The organism is Zunongwangia endophytica (genome assembly GCF_030409505.1).
Classification (GTDB): Bacteria; Bacteroidota; Bacteroidia; order Flavobacteriales; family Flavobacteriaceae; genus Zunongwangia; species Zunongwangia endophytica.
In genome coordinates, this window is sequence record NZ_JAUFPZ010000002.1 from 907,365 (window position 1) to 921,244 (window position 13,880).

The following is a 13,880-nucleotide window of genomic DNA, read 5'->3' on the forward strand; positions in this document are numbered from 1 at the left end:
TAGAATTGAAAGTATTTAAATAAAAAATCCAGACAGCCAAAAGCAGTCTGGATTTTTTTAAAATGTTCGTTATAAATAAACCTGGGCTATAGTCTTGCCGCGGCGTTTTGATCAACGTACCACATTAATTCGCCAACGGGATCTATAATTTGTGATGGGTATTTTTCGATATTCTTTTCACCTTTTACAACTTCGTAAAGTGCATCTGCTTTTTTAGCACCAAATATGATAAATGCTACACTTTTAGCCGCATTGAGTATTGGTGCTGTTAAAGTGATTCTATACATATCCTGAGGTTCTAGAAAATAGGCTGCTACTTTTTTGTCCTTTTCGTGAATTACTTTTTGTCCCGGAAATAATGATGCGGTATGGCCATCATCACCCATTCCTAAGAATATTAAATCAAAAGTTCTACCGTCTTCTAAAACTTCATCCATAATTTTAGAATATTTTTTGGCATAATCTTCAGCAGAAACACCATCCTTATACATAGGATAGATTTGTTCATTAGGAATAGCAACTTTATTCAGAAAATCATTAAAAGCATTTCCCGCATTGCTGCGCTCATCTTCTATAGGGACCCAACGCTCGTCACCCCAGAAAATATAAATTTTTTCCCAAGCTACCTGATCTTTGAATTCGGTAGTTAGTAGATCATACATTCCCGCCGGTGAAGAACCTCCCGTTAGCGCAACTGTAAACTTTCCTTTAGCTTCTATCGCTAGCTTCGCATGCTCTACAAAATGCAATGCTGCTGCATGGCTAGCCTCTTCTTTGGATTTATATATATTTAGCATTCGTCTTCTTTCTTTTCTTTCTTGTTACGAAGATTAATAGACCACACATGTCCTTGCTGAGCGATTAGAGCTTCTGCATTTTCCGGACCATAGCTTCCCGCTTGATAATTAGGGAAATTAAGTGATTCTCTACCTTCCCATGATTCCTGCACCGTTTTTATCACGTCCCAGGCTTCTTCAACCTGATCTGAACGCATAAACAAGGTGGTATCTCCTATCATAGCATCCAATAATAAAGTCTCATAAGCTTCTGGAGTATGAGTAGAGCAACTATCATAATCAAAAACCATTTCAGAAGGATTCAAATTCATTTCTAATCCTGGTTTTTTAGTCATAAAACGCAATCTAATATCCATTTGAGGCTGTAGATTGATCGTTAGTCTATTCGGCATGATATTACTCGCCTGTTCTCCCGGGAAAGTGGCATGAGGTACAGGTCTAAACTGAATTGTAATTGAAGAACTTTTTTCTTGCATACGCTTACCTGTTCTCAAATAGAACGGTACGTTTTGCCATCTCCAGTTATCAATAAAGAATTTGATAGCCGCAAAAGTTTCGGTGTTAGAATTTTCACTAACTCCTTCTTCTTCACGATATCCTGGCACCTCTTCACCTTGCACCCAGCCATTACTATATTGACCACGAACGGCATTTTTAGAAACTTCGTCTGGTTTTATTCTTCGGATAGCACGTAAAACTTCTACTTTACGATTTCTAATTTCTTCAGCATCTGACGAAATTGGAGCTTCCATAGCAACCATACAAAGGATCTGAAGCAGGTGATTCTGGATCATATCTCTTAACGCACCAGAACTTTCATAATAACCACCACGTGTTCCTACTCCTACTTTTTCAGCAACTGTAATTTGCACGTAATCTATATAATTACGATTCCAAAGAGGTTCGAATAAAGCATTACCGAAACGGAACGCTAAAATATTCTGAACGGTTTCTTTACCTAAATAATGATCGATTCTAAATATCTGCTTCTCATCAAAAGTACGTCTTAGTAATTGATTAAGTTCTTTAGCAGATTCTAGATCATAACCAAAAGGCTTTTCGATAACTAAACGATCTTTTTCTAAAGACTCTACCAGTTTTTGATCTTTTAGATTTTTCGTAATATCGTCGATAAATTTAGGAGATACCGATAGATAGAACAAGCGATTAGCTCGTTCTCCCCATTCTTTATCAAGATCACTTAATTTTGTGTGTAATTCTTTATAAGACTTCTCGTTCGTGATATCTGATTGGAAATAATGGATTGATTCCTGAAATTCTTTCCAAACCTTATTATCTGGTTCTCTACGAGAAAATTCTTTTAATTTTGCATATAAATCCTTTCTATAGGATTCATTATCAAATTCAGATCTACCTAAACCGATAATTGCAAAATTATCGGCCATTCGATCGTCTATAAAAAGGTTATAAAATGCGGGGATTAACTTACGACTGGCAAGATCTCCGGTCCCACCAAATATTACTATAATCGTAGGAGCAGCTTTCTTTTCTGTTTTCATTTTAATTTTTAATTAGTTAGGGATTAAACCCATTCTGTATGAAAAATTCCTTCCTGATCGTTACGCTCATATTTATGCGCACCAAAATAATCTCTTTGGGCCTGTATCATATTTGTTGGTAAAATTTCACTTCTATAAGAATCAAAATAAGATATTGTTGAAGTAAATACCGCAGCAGGAATTCCTTTATCGATAAATGTTTTTACCACATTACGCGCAGCTCCTTGTTTTTCTTGTAACGCTTTGCCTAATTTTTCGTCCATTAGTAAATTAGGAAGCTCTGGCGTTTTGGTGTACGCCTGGCGCAAATCTTCTAAACAAGCCGCTCTAATGATACATCCACCTCTCCAAATTTTTGCAACTTCTTCTAAATTTAAACCGTAATTGTATTCTTTAGAAGCGATAAATAGTTGCGCCATTCCCTGGGCATAGATATTAATCATCGCAAAGTAAAAAGCATCTGTAAGTTCTTCGAATATTTGTTCTTCGGAAGTTTCAGAGTTGTCTTTCCATTTTAAAACTTTTGAAGCTTCAACACGCTCTTCCTTATATTTTGAAATATCTCTCATTTGCACCGCAGCATCAATTGCCGGTACCGGCGCCTGAATATCCATAGCATTTTGAGAAGTCCATTTACCAGTTCCTTTGGATTTCGCAGCATCAGAAACGTAATTTAGTAATAAACCTTTCCCAGTAACTTCATCTTGTTTTTCGAGAATTTCAGAAGTAATTTCAACTAAGAAAGACGATAATTCAGACTCGTTCCATTTCGCAAATAATTGCTGAATTTTAGAATCTTCAACGCCATAACCTCTTTTCAGTAGATCATAAGTTTCTGCGATAAGCTCCATAATAGCATATTCAATTCCATTATGAACCATTTTTACGTAGTTCCCTGCAGATCCCTGTCCTAAATAAGTTACACAAGGTTCGCCATTTACTTTCGCTGCTACCGCTTCAAAAATAGGACGAAGTCTTTCGTAAGCTTCAGCATTTCCTCCTGGCATCATACTTGGACCAAATCGTGCTCCTTTCTCTCCACCAGAAATTCCCATTCCGAAGAAATGAATTCCTTTTTCAGCAAGTTCTTTAACACGACGATCGGTATCCGGGAAATAAGAATTTCCGCCATCTACCAAAACATCTCCTTCTTCTAAAAATGGCAATAACGATTTAATTGCGGCATCTACAGGTTTACCAGCAGGTACTAACAACATAATCGCACGGGGTTTACGAATAAGTCCGCAAAACTCTTCTGCCGAGGTTGTTCCTTTTATAGTATGATTTTCTAAGGCTTCTTTTTCTAGAGATGCAGCTTTTTCGGCGTCTAAGTCTAGGCCAGCTACAGAGAAATTATGATCGGCCATATTAAGTAAAAGGTTTCTACCCATTACTCCAAGACCTACAATTCCAAAATCGAATTCTTCCATGATTCTTTTTTAGTTTTCTACGTTATTTAAAATATTTTTTTTCTATTGCAATTACTTTATCTAATCTTCTTTGAAAACGTTCTTCTTTCTGAAATTCAGCTTTCAAAAACGCTAAGATGATTTCTAAAATTAATGAAGTTCCCAATACACGGCCACCAACGCAAAGCATATTCATATCATCGTGTTCTACGCCCTGGTGGGCAGAATAGGTTCCAGAAATTAGTGCAGCGCGCACTCCGGGAAATTTATTGGCGGCGATAGACACCCCTACACCACTACCGCAAACAGCGATGGCTTTATCGATTTTTTTGTCAATAAGTGCATTGGCTAAAGGGGTAACTATATCTGGATAATCGTCTTCACCCTGATATTCGAAGGCTCCAAAATCTTGTATATCGAAATTTTTCTCTTTTAAAAGATCCAGTAATTTTCTCTTTTGTTCTAGGCCAGCATGATCTGCTGCAATTCCGATTTTCATGTATTTATAACTTTTGGGTTGAGCGTTTAGATGATAAATTTAACCAATTAAATCTGTTCTTAGGTAAGAGGAAGCCTTATAAAAATACTAAAACCTTTGAAATTGCAAACTAATACCAGCTTTTTAGAAAATTATGCCACTTAAAATGGCCAGATTTTTAAATTTTGAAGTTTATTGAATTATTTCCATCACTCCTAAAAAGGAAATGACACTAATAAAAACCCATATAATTACCGCTAAAAAAACAGGTTTCACCCCTACTCTTTTAAAGCTATTGTAACGCAAACCACTACCAATTAAAAAAAGTACCAGTGTTAATCCCGTTTTTGAAAATGCAACAATCTTTGGTGCTAACCAATCTAGATTCGGGATATAGGTGTTGGCCAAAATAGCTAAAATAAAAAGCCCTATAAAATATGGAATCTTAATGTTTTTAAGCGCGGTATGGCTACTGAAAGCAAATAAAACTGAAACCGGTAAAATCCATAGCGCTCTTGCTAATTTGACGGTCGTCGCAATTTCTAAAGCTTCATTGCCATAAACCTGAGCGGCACCAACGACCGAGCTGGTATCGTGAATGGCAATAGCGCTCCAGATACCAAATTGATGCTGACTCATATTAAAATAATGTCCAATTGCCGGAAAAAGAAATAACGCGATACTGTTTAGAAGAAATACGCTTCCAATTGCGATAGAAATCTGTTTAGAGTCAGCTTTTATAATCGGAGAAATCGCAGCAATGGCGCTCCCGCCACAAATAGCAGTTCCCGAACTAATAAGTTTCGCTATTTTTTGATCTATTCTGAAAAGTTTACCAAGTAATAATCCGGCACCAATAGTTAGGGAAATTGAAATTATCGTAAAAATGAATCCGTCTTTCCCGGCGGCTAAAGCTTTATCGAAATTCATCCCGAAACCTAATCCTATAACCGACATTTTTAAAAGCCAGTTGATCGTAAGTTGTGTTTTTTCCTGAAATGGATTTTTAGCCAACTGTGCAAAAACAATCCCAATGGCTAATGCTATTGGAGGATTTACTACCGGAAGGAAGCATGCCAGGCATAAAAGCAGAAAAACGATCTGATGAGTTGAAATTTTCATAAGCTGTATTAACAACTCCAAAGATAGTCTCAGCTGTGGTCGAATTCAAATGACAAATTGTTATACTCTATAACTAAAAGTTATAATGATGCTGTAAGAATTTTAGAAAAACAGCATTTAGTTTGGAGTGATGTCCTTGCTGCTGTATAAAAAAGAAATCACGGGTAATTTGTAGATTTTCTATATCGAGAATGTAAAAGTCGCCATGTTTTAATTCCTTTAAAACCGTATTTATACTAAGAAAACTACCGCTATGCCCGTTAGATAGATACGATTTTATACTTTCTGAACTTCCTAACTCTAATTCAATATTTAAGTCTTCTATTTTTAGATTTTTATGCTGAAAAGCTTTTAAGATCACTTCTCTTGTACCCGAACCTTTTTCTCGTAAAACCAGCGGAATTTCTTTTAATTCTGTAATTGAAATTTGATTGTTTTTTGCCAAAGGATGAGATTTATCTACCACAAATACAATTTCATCCTTTAAAAAGGGTTGATATGATAGTTCTCTATTTCTGGATTGCCCTTCAATAAAACCAAGTTCCACTGAATTATTCATTACCGATTTTTCAACCTTTTCGGTATTCATATTTAAAAGATGAATCTTAATTTTTGGAAATTTTTGATGAAATTTGGCTAAAACCTCTGGTAAAATATACTGTGCGATAGTCGTACTTGCCGCAATTCTAAGCGTTCCTTCGTTCTTATCTACTAAAGAGTTCATATCGAATTCCGCTTGCTCATATTGCTGAAAAATAAGCTTGCTATGTGATAATAAAAGTTTCCCAGCTTCAGTAAGCGCTATGCTGTTACCTTTTCGCTCAAAAAGCTTTTGATTAAAATGCGCTTCCATTTGCCGAATATGCCTTGTAACAGCCGGTTGGGTAATATGTAGATCTTCAGCAGCTTTAGAAAAACTAAGCCGCGATGCTACATTTTGAAAAACTTGTAATTTAAAATCGAACATTATAATCAAAAGTAATAATAATTCATTAAAAATAAATTTAAGATCTTAATTTCAGCAATAAAAAAACAGCTTCTAATTATAGAAAATCAGAAGCTGTTTCAATTGAAATAATAAAAACTACAAATTACTTTTTCCAAGAATTATTATCTGGTGTGGCATCCATCCAGATTCCTCCTTCGATGGCTACAGCTTTTACTTCTTTTTCCGTAGCAATTTTTATCGAGGTGGTGTTTTCAGCATCTTTCCAAATTGTCGATTTTTGATGTATATTTTTTGTACTTCCGTCTGTAAAAGTTAGTTGCAAATCAAAAGGAGCCGGCATTCCTCCAACATTAGTCAAACTAACTTCAACCGAATTATCTTTTTGGTGTACTTCTTCAATCTTAATATCGATATAATTAGGGCTAAAATACCAGCTGTCCCAAAACCAGTTCAGGTTTTCTCCGCTAATATCATTGATGCTATAAAAGAAATCCCAAGGGATTGGGTGTTTACCATTCCAGCGTTCCATATATCCTTGCAAGGCTTTTTTGAAAACTTCATCCCCCAACATATCCTTTAGTGCGAGATAACTAAGAGCCGCTTTTCCGTAGGAATTATTTCTATAAACCGGTCCGCTTAAAATATTAGAAGGTGTTATAATTGGGACATCCTGTTCCATATTATCATCACTAATCCATCTGCGAACTCTAAAGTTTTGAAAACTCTCCACTGCTTTTTCTATTCCCAGATCTTCGATTCCGATTAAATGCTCTAGTGTAGTAGCCCAACCTTCGTCCATAAAACCAAACCGAGTTTCGTTGGTTCCCATATAAAAAGGAAAATAGGTATGCGCGATTTCATGTTCGGCAACAAAGCGAGCCATTTCTGGATCTTCGTGAGAATTGTCGTTTACCATCATAGGATATTCCATGTCGCCATGACCGCGAACTAGTGTAGATTTGGAATATGGGTAAGAAACGCCCGGATAATTAAAAGAAAACCAGTTTAAGGCATGCTGTCCATAATCTACCATTTCTTTAAAATCTTCGGAAACATTATCATAAGCAGCCTGCACACTTACCCGGCGATTAGTGGTAGAATCGACAACAACGCTTGCTGCATCCCAATTATACTCGTTACTTATAGCGATCGCAACATCGGTAATATTGGAAGCTTTCCACTTCCAGGTATTATTCCCGTTTTTGGTAATTTCTTTTTTCTGAAGATCTTCTGGCGTCGCAATACGAATCACTTTATCGCTTTGCATTGATTTTTCAAGTTTTTTCGCATATTTTTTCTGAAGTACTTCTTCCGGATTTTGTAAATCTCCTGTAGACCACACAATAAAATCTTCTGGAACACTAACGCTGATTTCGTAATCATTAAAATCGTTGTAAAATTCCTGCATTCCGAAGAAAGTCATCGTATCCCAACCCATATAATCATCATAAACCGCAACTCTTGGATAAAAATAGGCTAGATAAAATGTATTTTCTAAAATTGCGCCTTCTCTCCCACTCTGTTTAGAAATATCGAAATGCCAGTTAATGCTTAAGTCTATACTTTCGCCGGATTTTAACGGAGTATCCAGTTTGATCATTTTATTAGTACCGTCGTTCTTAGAATTCCATTCTTTTTCGTTCCCATTTTCTGAATACGAATCGATATGAATTCCGCTAGTCATGTAATCTTCTGAAGCCATTCCTAAACGCGGAACTCCGGGTTTGTGATTATTCAAAATTAGTTTAAAATTTAACGAATTTAAGGTATCAGGACTATTATTGGTATAGGTGATATCTTCTGAAGCCTTTACCGTTCGATTTGGAGGATTCACCTGAAGGTTGATTTTATATACTGCCGAATTCTGCCAATAATTATCACCCGGTTTTCCTGTTTTACTGCGGGTATTATTTTCGTAGGCTTTAGTTACGTCTCTTGGAACATACAAGTCTTGTCCTATTGCGAATTGGCTAATAAATAATAAACCTAAGGATGCTGTTAAAATCGATTTTTTCATGTAGTTAATGGTATTTTGAATTCGAAAATAATGCTTCAGTTTTAAACGAGCCTAATCATTTCGGTTTTTTCAGTAGTAATCAATTCTGCTAAAGATTTATCTTTTAATAGTCGAGATTCGCCTTAATTTGATAATATTTTTTTCCTTTCTAAAATGCTGATGTTGTTTTTGAAATGCTAATAAACTTCAAGCATACCTTAAATAAAGTTAATAATTTTAGTCCTTCTCTACGATTCTTTAAATTACCGAAAACCTAAATGTTACAGATGAAAAAAATCGCCATTATTGGTGGCGGTGCTTGTGGATCTGCTGCTCTTATCGAGCTAATTATCCAAAGTATCACAGCCAAATTACAAGATCAGATTTCCTTCGTACTTATAGAACGTAAAGAAAAAGCAGGCTACGGTTTAGCCTTTGGTTCTAAACAACGTAGCCACATTCTAAATACACAAGCCGACCTGATGGGAATATATGCCAACGAACCGGCACATTTTGCGGAATGGTTAAAGGAAAATGGCAGAAAGTATAGAGATGATGTAAAGAGTGAGAGTGATGAAGACAATGCGTATACCAGCCGATTGCTATACGGGCATTATGTTTCGCAGCAATTAGACGAAACCATCGAAAAAGCGAAAAAGAATAATGTTAGTGTAGAGCGGATTAAGGATGAGGCTTATAATATTGACAAACTTGAAAACGAAAAACTGCTTATTCATCTAAGTAGTGAAAATACAGTTGAAGTTGACGAAGTTTTGCTTGCGCCGGGAACTCCAAAACCAAACATATTTACACAATTTAAGGAAAATTCAAATTATATTGATTTTCCCTGGCCAACAAAACGTTTGTTAGAAAAAACGAATAAGAACGATCATGTTGGTGTTTTAGGAAGTAGTCTTAGTGCTATCGATACGGTAATGACTTTGGTCGATAATGGCCACGAAGGTAAAATTACCATGTTTTCTCCAGATGGAATGCTTCCCAGAGTACAACCCGATGAAGACAAAGGTTTTGAACGTAAATATCTAACTCTCGCAAATCTTCATAAATTAAAGCGAGATAAAGGACATACACCACGAGCAAAAGAATTGTTTCGACTATTTATAAAAGATGTCGAAGCAGCAGAAGGGAAATCATTGGATTGGAAATCTTTTAATCGCCATTCTAAAGATCCATTACCGCTATTGGAATATGATATTGAAGTAGCCGAAAAAGGAGGTGATTTATTATCTAATATGGCGTATTCTATGCGCTACGATACTTCAACTATTTGGAGTTGGATGAGTTTACACGAACAAATTTTATTTACGAAATGGCTAGGTAGACACTGGACGATCACCAGGCACGCCATTCCACTCTACAATGCCAAGAGGTTGGCTAAACTTTTAAAAGAGGGCAAACTGGAAATTATTCCACAAAATAATAAAGTGGAATTTTTAGAAGATAAAAACTGTTTTAAAATTGCTACAGGAAAAGATGGCGTTTTTGAAGTTGATAAACTGGTAAATGCTACGGGAAGTGCAGGAAGATTAGAAGAGATGGATAATGTACTTGTGCAAAACCTACTAGAGAAAAAATACCTAAAACCACATCCGATTGGTGGTGCAGTAATTAATACACATACGATGCAATGTATGTCTGAAGCTGACGGAGATCATATTTATGGCGTTGGACATCTTGTAAACGGGATGTTGATGGATGTTAATGCCGTTTGGTTTAACGTACGAACAATTGCTCGCTTGGCCTCAGAAATCATATTCAAAACAACCACGAATGGACACATTTAAATCTTTATATTCAAGTTTATTACCCTACTTATGCTGCATTCCTGTAGGCTATTTTATAAGCAAAAAAGAATGGATTCCTAAAGCATGGATCCATAAACCGTTGCTTTTTGTTCTTTTACCAATTCTGGTAATAGATCATGTTTTAAATGCAGAATTCTCCAATTTATTGATTTTAGCCAGTATTTCTTTTTTATTGGCTTTTTTAATGATTTTCCCCGCTATGCTGGTAGACAAGTGGCTGGACAAATCTGGGGATATTAATATTCTAAAAAGTGGCTTCTCCTATTTTAACGTGGCTTTCTTCGGAATTCCAACCGTAAAGTCGCTTTTTGGTGAAGAAGCCGTAACCACCTTAGTCTGTATTTATGTAGGTACCGCGCTTTACGGAAATATTGTAGGGTATATTCAGGTAGCAAAATCCAAATTCGGGACAAAACAAGCTATTATTGAAGTACTTAAGATTCCATTTATTTACATCATTATTTTAGCGTTAGTCCTAAAAGGTTTTAAAGTAGAAACACCTGAAGTTGTGAAACCCGTAGTTGAAGTTATGGGAACTGTAGTTTCAGTAATGGGAATGCTAATTATAGGGATGAATTTAACCAATATCGAGTTTAAGTCTTTAGACTGGAAATATTATTCTAAAGTTCTTGGTGTAAGAGCCATTGCGGCAATCGTAATTACCGCAGGATTAATAGGATTGGAATATTGGCTTATTGATGGGCTTGAACAAAAAGAACGTCGCATCATGGCGTTGATTGGTCTCTTCCCTATCGCTGCCAATCTCGCAGTATTTGCTTCGTTTTTAAAATCGCAAGAAAAGCAATCGGCTTTGCTTATCGTTTTTTCGATGATATTATCGCTAGTTCTAGTGCCATTAGGAGCGATGATATTTGGCGGAAATTAAAGAAACGTCAAAGTTTTGGAGAAGCATAATTCTTGTTTTAATTTTCAATAAAAAATTATGAAAGCTATAGGAATAACAAAGTCTTTACCGACATCAGATAAAAATTGTTTTATCGCATTTGAAACTGAAAAACCAATGCCAGAAGATCATGATCTTTTGGTTAAAATACACGCTGTTTCTGTAAATCCGGTAGATTATAAAGTCCGCCAAAATGCGGCTAAAGATGAAGAATTGGATGAACCTAAGATTCTTGGTTGGGATGCAGCCGGTATTGTTGAGGCGGTAGGAAACGAAGTTTCTAATTTTAAAGTTGGAGACGAAGTTTACTATTCGGGCGAATACGATAGACCCGGTTGTAATGCTGAATTTCAGTTGATAGATTCTCGAATTGCAGGACACAAACCTTCTAATTTGTCTTTTGCTGAAGCGTCTGCGATGCCATTAACGTCTCTTACTGCCTGGGAAGCTATTTTTGATCGTTTGCGCTTAAGGAAAAATGGAGAAAGCGGTAAGAAATTATTGATTATAGGCGGCGCTGGCGGTGTTGGATCTATCGCTATACAAATTGCTAAAAAGTTGACCAATATCGAAGTGATCGCTACCGCATCTCGTGAAGAAACTAGCAATTGGTGCAAAAAGCTAGGAGCAGATGTTATCGTTAATCATCATGAACTTACCCAAGAAATGGAATCAGCGAATATTACTGAAGTTGATTATATTCTGAATTTTTCTGATACCGATATGCACTGGGATGCGATGGCTAAATTAATCAAACCACAAGGTCAAATTTGTTCGATCGTAGAAAATAAAGATCCGCTAGATTTAAACAAACTGAAAAATAAGAGTGCCTCTTTTCACTGGGAATTTATGTTTACCCGTTCTCTTTTTAAAACTGAAGACATGATCGCTCAGCATAAAATCTTAGAAGAACTACGACTTTTATTTGAAGAAGGAAGTTTAAAATCTACAGCCTACAAAACTTATGAAGGACTGGACACCGATGTGTTTAGAGAAGTTCATGAATTTCAGGAAAGCGGAAAATCGATTGGTAAAAATGTGATCAGTTATATTTGATAATTTAGGAATCAACATTCGATAATTAATAAAGGGATTTCAGTAACGGAATCCCTTTTTTGCTTTCTAAAACTTAGGTTAAATAATTCTTAAACGACTGTTCTAGCATAAATTTCGCTCTTTATAAAGGGTAATTCAGCTTAGCAATCCAAAGTATTTCCATTCTGAATTTCAATTGAAAAAAGAACACTAAACCATAATGCTATGACAACCGAAACCATCATTATTGCAACTTATGTATTAATTTTTCTATTGATCTCATTTTTAGTGATTCAGCATTTGTCTGATGACGATAAACAATCAAAAAAGAGAAGAATTAAAACTTTAGCTGAAGAATTTGAGGGACAAAAAGTTTTGATCGATGGAAAATTGAACGAAGATTATTCTAAAATTAAAAAAATATTGAAGCGATTTAATGTAGAAATGCAGCACAAAATGTCTACTAAAACGGGGATTTTGATCACAGGTAAAAATCCTGATGATTTCGTTATTGAAGAAGCTAAGTCTTTCGGTACCAAAATTTATAGCGAAGATTCCTTTCTTGCACTTTGCAATGCGCCCCATTTCAAATTGAAAAGCAAACTGAGATCTATGCAACGAGCAACCGTCAAGGTTAAAATCTAAAAAATCATGCAATAAAAAAATCCCAGCAATTTGCTGGGATTTTTAGTATTAAAATAGGTCTATAATTAATCTCTAGCCTTAATTGGATAATCTAAATAGCCTTCTTTTCCTGTTGTATAAAAAGTATCTTTATCCCAATCGGTAAGTGCTACATCTTTTTCAAATCTTTCCACTAAATCAGGATTCGAAACATATGGTTTTCCGTAGGCAACCAAATCTGCATTTCCTTTTTCAATAACATCATTTCCTGATTCCTGATCGAAACCTGCGTTAATAATTAAAGTACCTTTATATAATGGTCTGTAATGTTTCGCAATTTCAGTAACCGCGAACTCATTATCAGAAACATCTGTGAAAGGCTCAGATAAATGCACATAAGACAGATCATATTCGTTTAATTTGTTTACGATATAATCGAAAGTAGGAATCGTTTCTTTATCCAATGTCATCCCGAATAATCCATCTAGAGATGGATTTAAACGCAATCCAATTTTTTGTTCTGGCATTACTTCTTTAATCGCCTCAATTACTTCCAAAAGAATTTTAGCACGCTTTTCTATAGTTCCGCCGTATTCATCTGTTCTGGTATTAGAGGTCGCATTAAAAAACTGATGCAATAAGTATCCATTAGAAGAATGAATTTCTACACCGTCAAAACCTGCATCCATTGCATTTTTTGCTGCTGTTTTAAAATCTTCTATGGTTTGCTTAATTTCATCAATAGTCATTTCCTTAGGAGTAACGGTATCTTTAAAACCGTCTGCAGTAAAAGCCTGCGCATCTGGATTGATAGCAGATGGTGCTAATGGTTTTTCTCCATTATGAAAATCTGGATGAGACATCCTTCCTACATGCCATAATTGGATAAATATTCGACCGTTTTCCTGATGCACTTTATGGGTTACTTTTTTCCATCCTTCAATTTGTGCAGGTTTATAAATCCCCGGAACATTTATATATCCAATCGCTTTATCGTTAATTGGAGATCCTTCAGTTATAATTAGACCTGCTGAAGCGCGCTGTGCATAATATTCAGCTTCATATTCTTCACGCGGTGCGTTTTCATCATTATCAGCGCGAGTACGCGTCATGGGCGCCATTACCACACGGTTTGGTAATTTTAAGCCATTCAGATTATATTCTTCTAATAGTGGTTGTTTACTCATCGTTCTTTCTTTTTTACAAAAATTCCGGCAATC

Annotated in this window: 12 protein-coding genes; 4 read left to right on the forward strand and 8 right to left on the reverse strand. The window is 35.7% G+C overall.

Features of this window, described 5'->3' with window-relative positions:
• Positions 1-86 precede the first annotated feature (86 nt).
• The 7 genes from pgl to QWY91_RS04125 all read right to left on the reverse strand — a co-directional run bounded on the left by pgl (position 87) and on the right by QWY91_RS04125 (position 8,292).
• A complete protein-coding gene (gene pgl / locus QWY91_RS04095) occupies positions 87-797 on the reverse strand; it encodes a 6-phosphogluconolactonase (RefSeq protein ID WP_290231961.1) in 711 nt (236 codons plus the stop codon).
• Positions 791-2,317 (reverse strand): glucose-6-phosphate dehydrogenase, encoded by a 1,527-nt coding sequence (zwf, locus tag QWY91_RS04100; RefSeq protein ID WP_290231963.1) that lies wholly within the window; start codon positions 2,315-2,317, stop codon positions 791-793. Before zwf ends, pgl begins: the two co-directional genes overlap by 7 nt.
• 23 nt (positions 2,318-2,340) lie before the next feature.
• Positions 2,341-3,747 carry an NADP-dependent phosphogluconate dehydrogenase gene (gnd, locus tag QWY91_RS04105; RefSeq protein WP_290231966.1) on the reverse strand — a complete coding sequence of 469 codons (1,407 nt, stop codon included), beginning with the start codon at positions 3,745-3,747 and terminating at the stop codon, positions 2,341-2,343.
• Positions 3,748-3,769: 22 nt separating this feature from the next.
• Entirely contained in the window at positions 3,770-4,225 is a 456-nt protein-coding gene (locus QWY91_RS04110; RefSeq protein ID WP_290231968.1) for an RpiB/LacA/LacB family sugar-phosphate isomerase, read from the reverse strand.
• 171 nt (positions 4,226-4,396) lie between these two features.
• Positions 4,397-5,326: a YeiH family protein gene (locus QWY91_RS04115; protein ID WP_290231970.1), complete on the reverse strand. Its 930-nt coding sequence runs from the start codon at positions 5,324-5,326 to the stop codon at positions 4,397-4,399.
• A gap of 73 nt (positions 5,327-5,399) precedes the next feature.
• The gene (locus QWY91_RS04120; protein ID WP_290231972.1) at positions 5,400-6,293 is read right to left on the reverse strand and encodes a LysR family transcriptional regulator; all 894 of its coding nucleotides are present in this window, start codon (positions 6,291-6,293) and stop codon (positions 5,400-5,402) included.
• A gap of 124 nt (positions 6,294-6,417) precedes the next feature.
• Positions 6,418-8,292 carry a M1 family metallopeptidase gene (locus tag QWY91_RS04125; RefSeq protein WP_290231974.1) on the reverse strand — a complete coding sequence of 625 codons (1,875 nt, stop codon included), beginning with the start codon at positions 8,290-8,292 and terminating at the stop codon, positions 6,418-6,420.
• Positions 8,293-8,558: 266 nt separating this feature from the next.
• On the opposite strand from QWY91_RS04125, the gene QWY91_RS04130 reads away from it, so the two are divergent.
• From QWY91_RS04130 to QWY91_RS04145, 4 genes are all read left to right on the forward strand, one after another.
• Complete coding sequence (locus tag QWY91_RS04130) at positions 8,559-10,076, forward strand: FAD/NAD(P)-binding protein (RefSeq protein ID WP_290231976.1); 1,518 nt, start codon at positions 8,559-8,561, stop codon at positions 10,074-10,076.
• The gene (locus tag QWY91_RS04135) at positions 10,063-10,983 is read left to right on the forward strand and encodes an AEC family transporter (protein ID WP_290231978.1); all 921 of its coding nucleotides are present in this window, start codon (positions 10,063-10,065) and stop codon (positions 10,981-10,983) included. The genes QWY91_RS04130 and QWY91_RS04135 overlap by 14 nt, the downstream gene beginning before the upstream one ends.
• A gap of 57 nt (positions 10,984-11,040) precedes the next feature.
• Positions 11,041-12,057 carry a zinc-binding alcohol dehydrogenase family protein gene (locus QWY91_RS04140; RefSeq protein ID WP_290231980.1) on the forward strand — a complete coding sequence of 339 codons (1,017 nt, stop codon included), beginning with the start codon at positions 11,041-11,043 and terminating at the stop codon, positions 12,055-12,057.
• Between the two features lie 204 nt (positions 12,058-12,261).
• The gene (locus tag QWY91_RS04145; protein WP_290231982.1) at positions 12,262-12,681 is read left to right on the forward strand and encodes a BRCT domain-containing protein; all 420 of its coding nucleotides are present in this window, start codon (positions 12,262-12,264) and stop codon (positions 12,679-12,681) included.
• Positions 12,682-12,746: 65 nt separating this feature from the next.
• On the opposite strand, the gene QWY91_RS04150 is transcribed toward QWY91_RS04145, so the two are convergent.
• Positions 12,747-13,847, reverse strand: coding sequence for an alkene reductase (locus QWY91_RS04150; protein WP_290231983.1), 1,101 nt, complete (start codon positions 13,845-13,847; stop codon positions 12,747-12,749).
• Positions 13,848-13,880: the final 33 nt, after the last annotated feature.

Bases quoted from the DNA above. Each gene is read 5' to 3' on its own strand.
- pgl (WP_290231961.1), bottom strand. From the start codon at position 797: ATGCTAAATATATATAAATCCAAAGAAGAGGCTAGCCATGCAGCAGCA.
- zwf (WP_290231963.1), bottom strand. From the start codon at position 2,317: ATGAAAACAGAAAAGAAAGCTGCTCCTACGATTATAGTAATATTTGGT.
- gnd (WP_290231966.1), bottom strand. From the start codon at position 3,747: ATGGAAGAATTCGATTTTGGAATTGTAGGTCTTGGAGTAATGGGTAGA.
- QWY91_RS04110 (WP_290231968.1), bottom strand. From the start codon at position 4,225: ATGAAAATCGGAATTGCAGCAGATCATGCTGGCCTAGAACAAAAGAGA.
- QWY91_RS04115 (WP_290231970.1), bottom strand. From the start codon at position 5,326: ATGAAAATTTCAACTCATCAGATCGTTTTTCTGCTTTTATGCCTGGCA.
- QWY91_RS04120 (WP_290231972.1), bottom strand. From the start codon at position 6,293: ATGTTCGATTTTAAATTACAAGTTTTTCAAAATGTAGCATCGCGGCTT.
- QWY91_RS04125 (WP_290231974.1), bottom strand. From the start codon at position 8,292: ATGAAAAAATCGATTTTAACAGCATCCTTAGGTTTATTATTTATTAGC.
- QWY91_RS04130 (WP_290231976.1), top strand. From the start codon at position 8,559: ATGAAAAAAATCGCCATTATTGGTGGCGGTGCTTGTGGATCTGCTGCT.
- QWY91_RS04135 (WP_290231978.1), top strand. From the start codon at position 10,063: ATGGACACATTTAAATCTTTATATTCAAGTTTATTACCCTACTTATGC.
- QWY91_RS04140 (WP_290231980.1), top strand. From the start codon at position 11,041: ATGAAAGCTATAGGAATAACAAAGTCTTTACCGACATCAGATAAAAAT.
- QWY91_RS04145 (WP_290231982.1), top strand. From the start codon at position 12,262: ATGACAACCGAAACCATCATTATTGCAACTTATGTATTAATTTTTCTA.
- QWY91_RS04150 (WP_290231983.1), bottom strand. From the start codon at position 13,847: ATGAGTAAACAACCACTATTAGAAGAATATAATCTGAATGGCTTAAAA.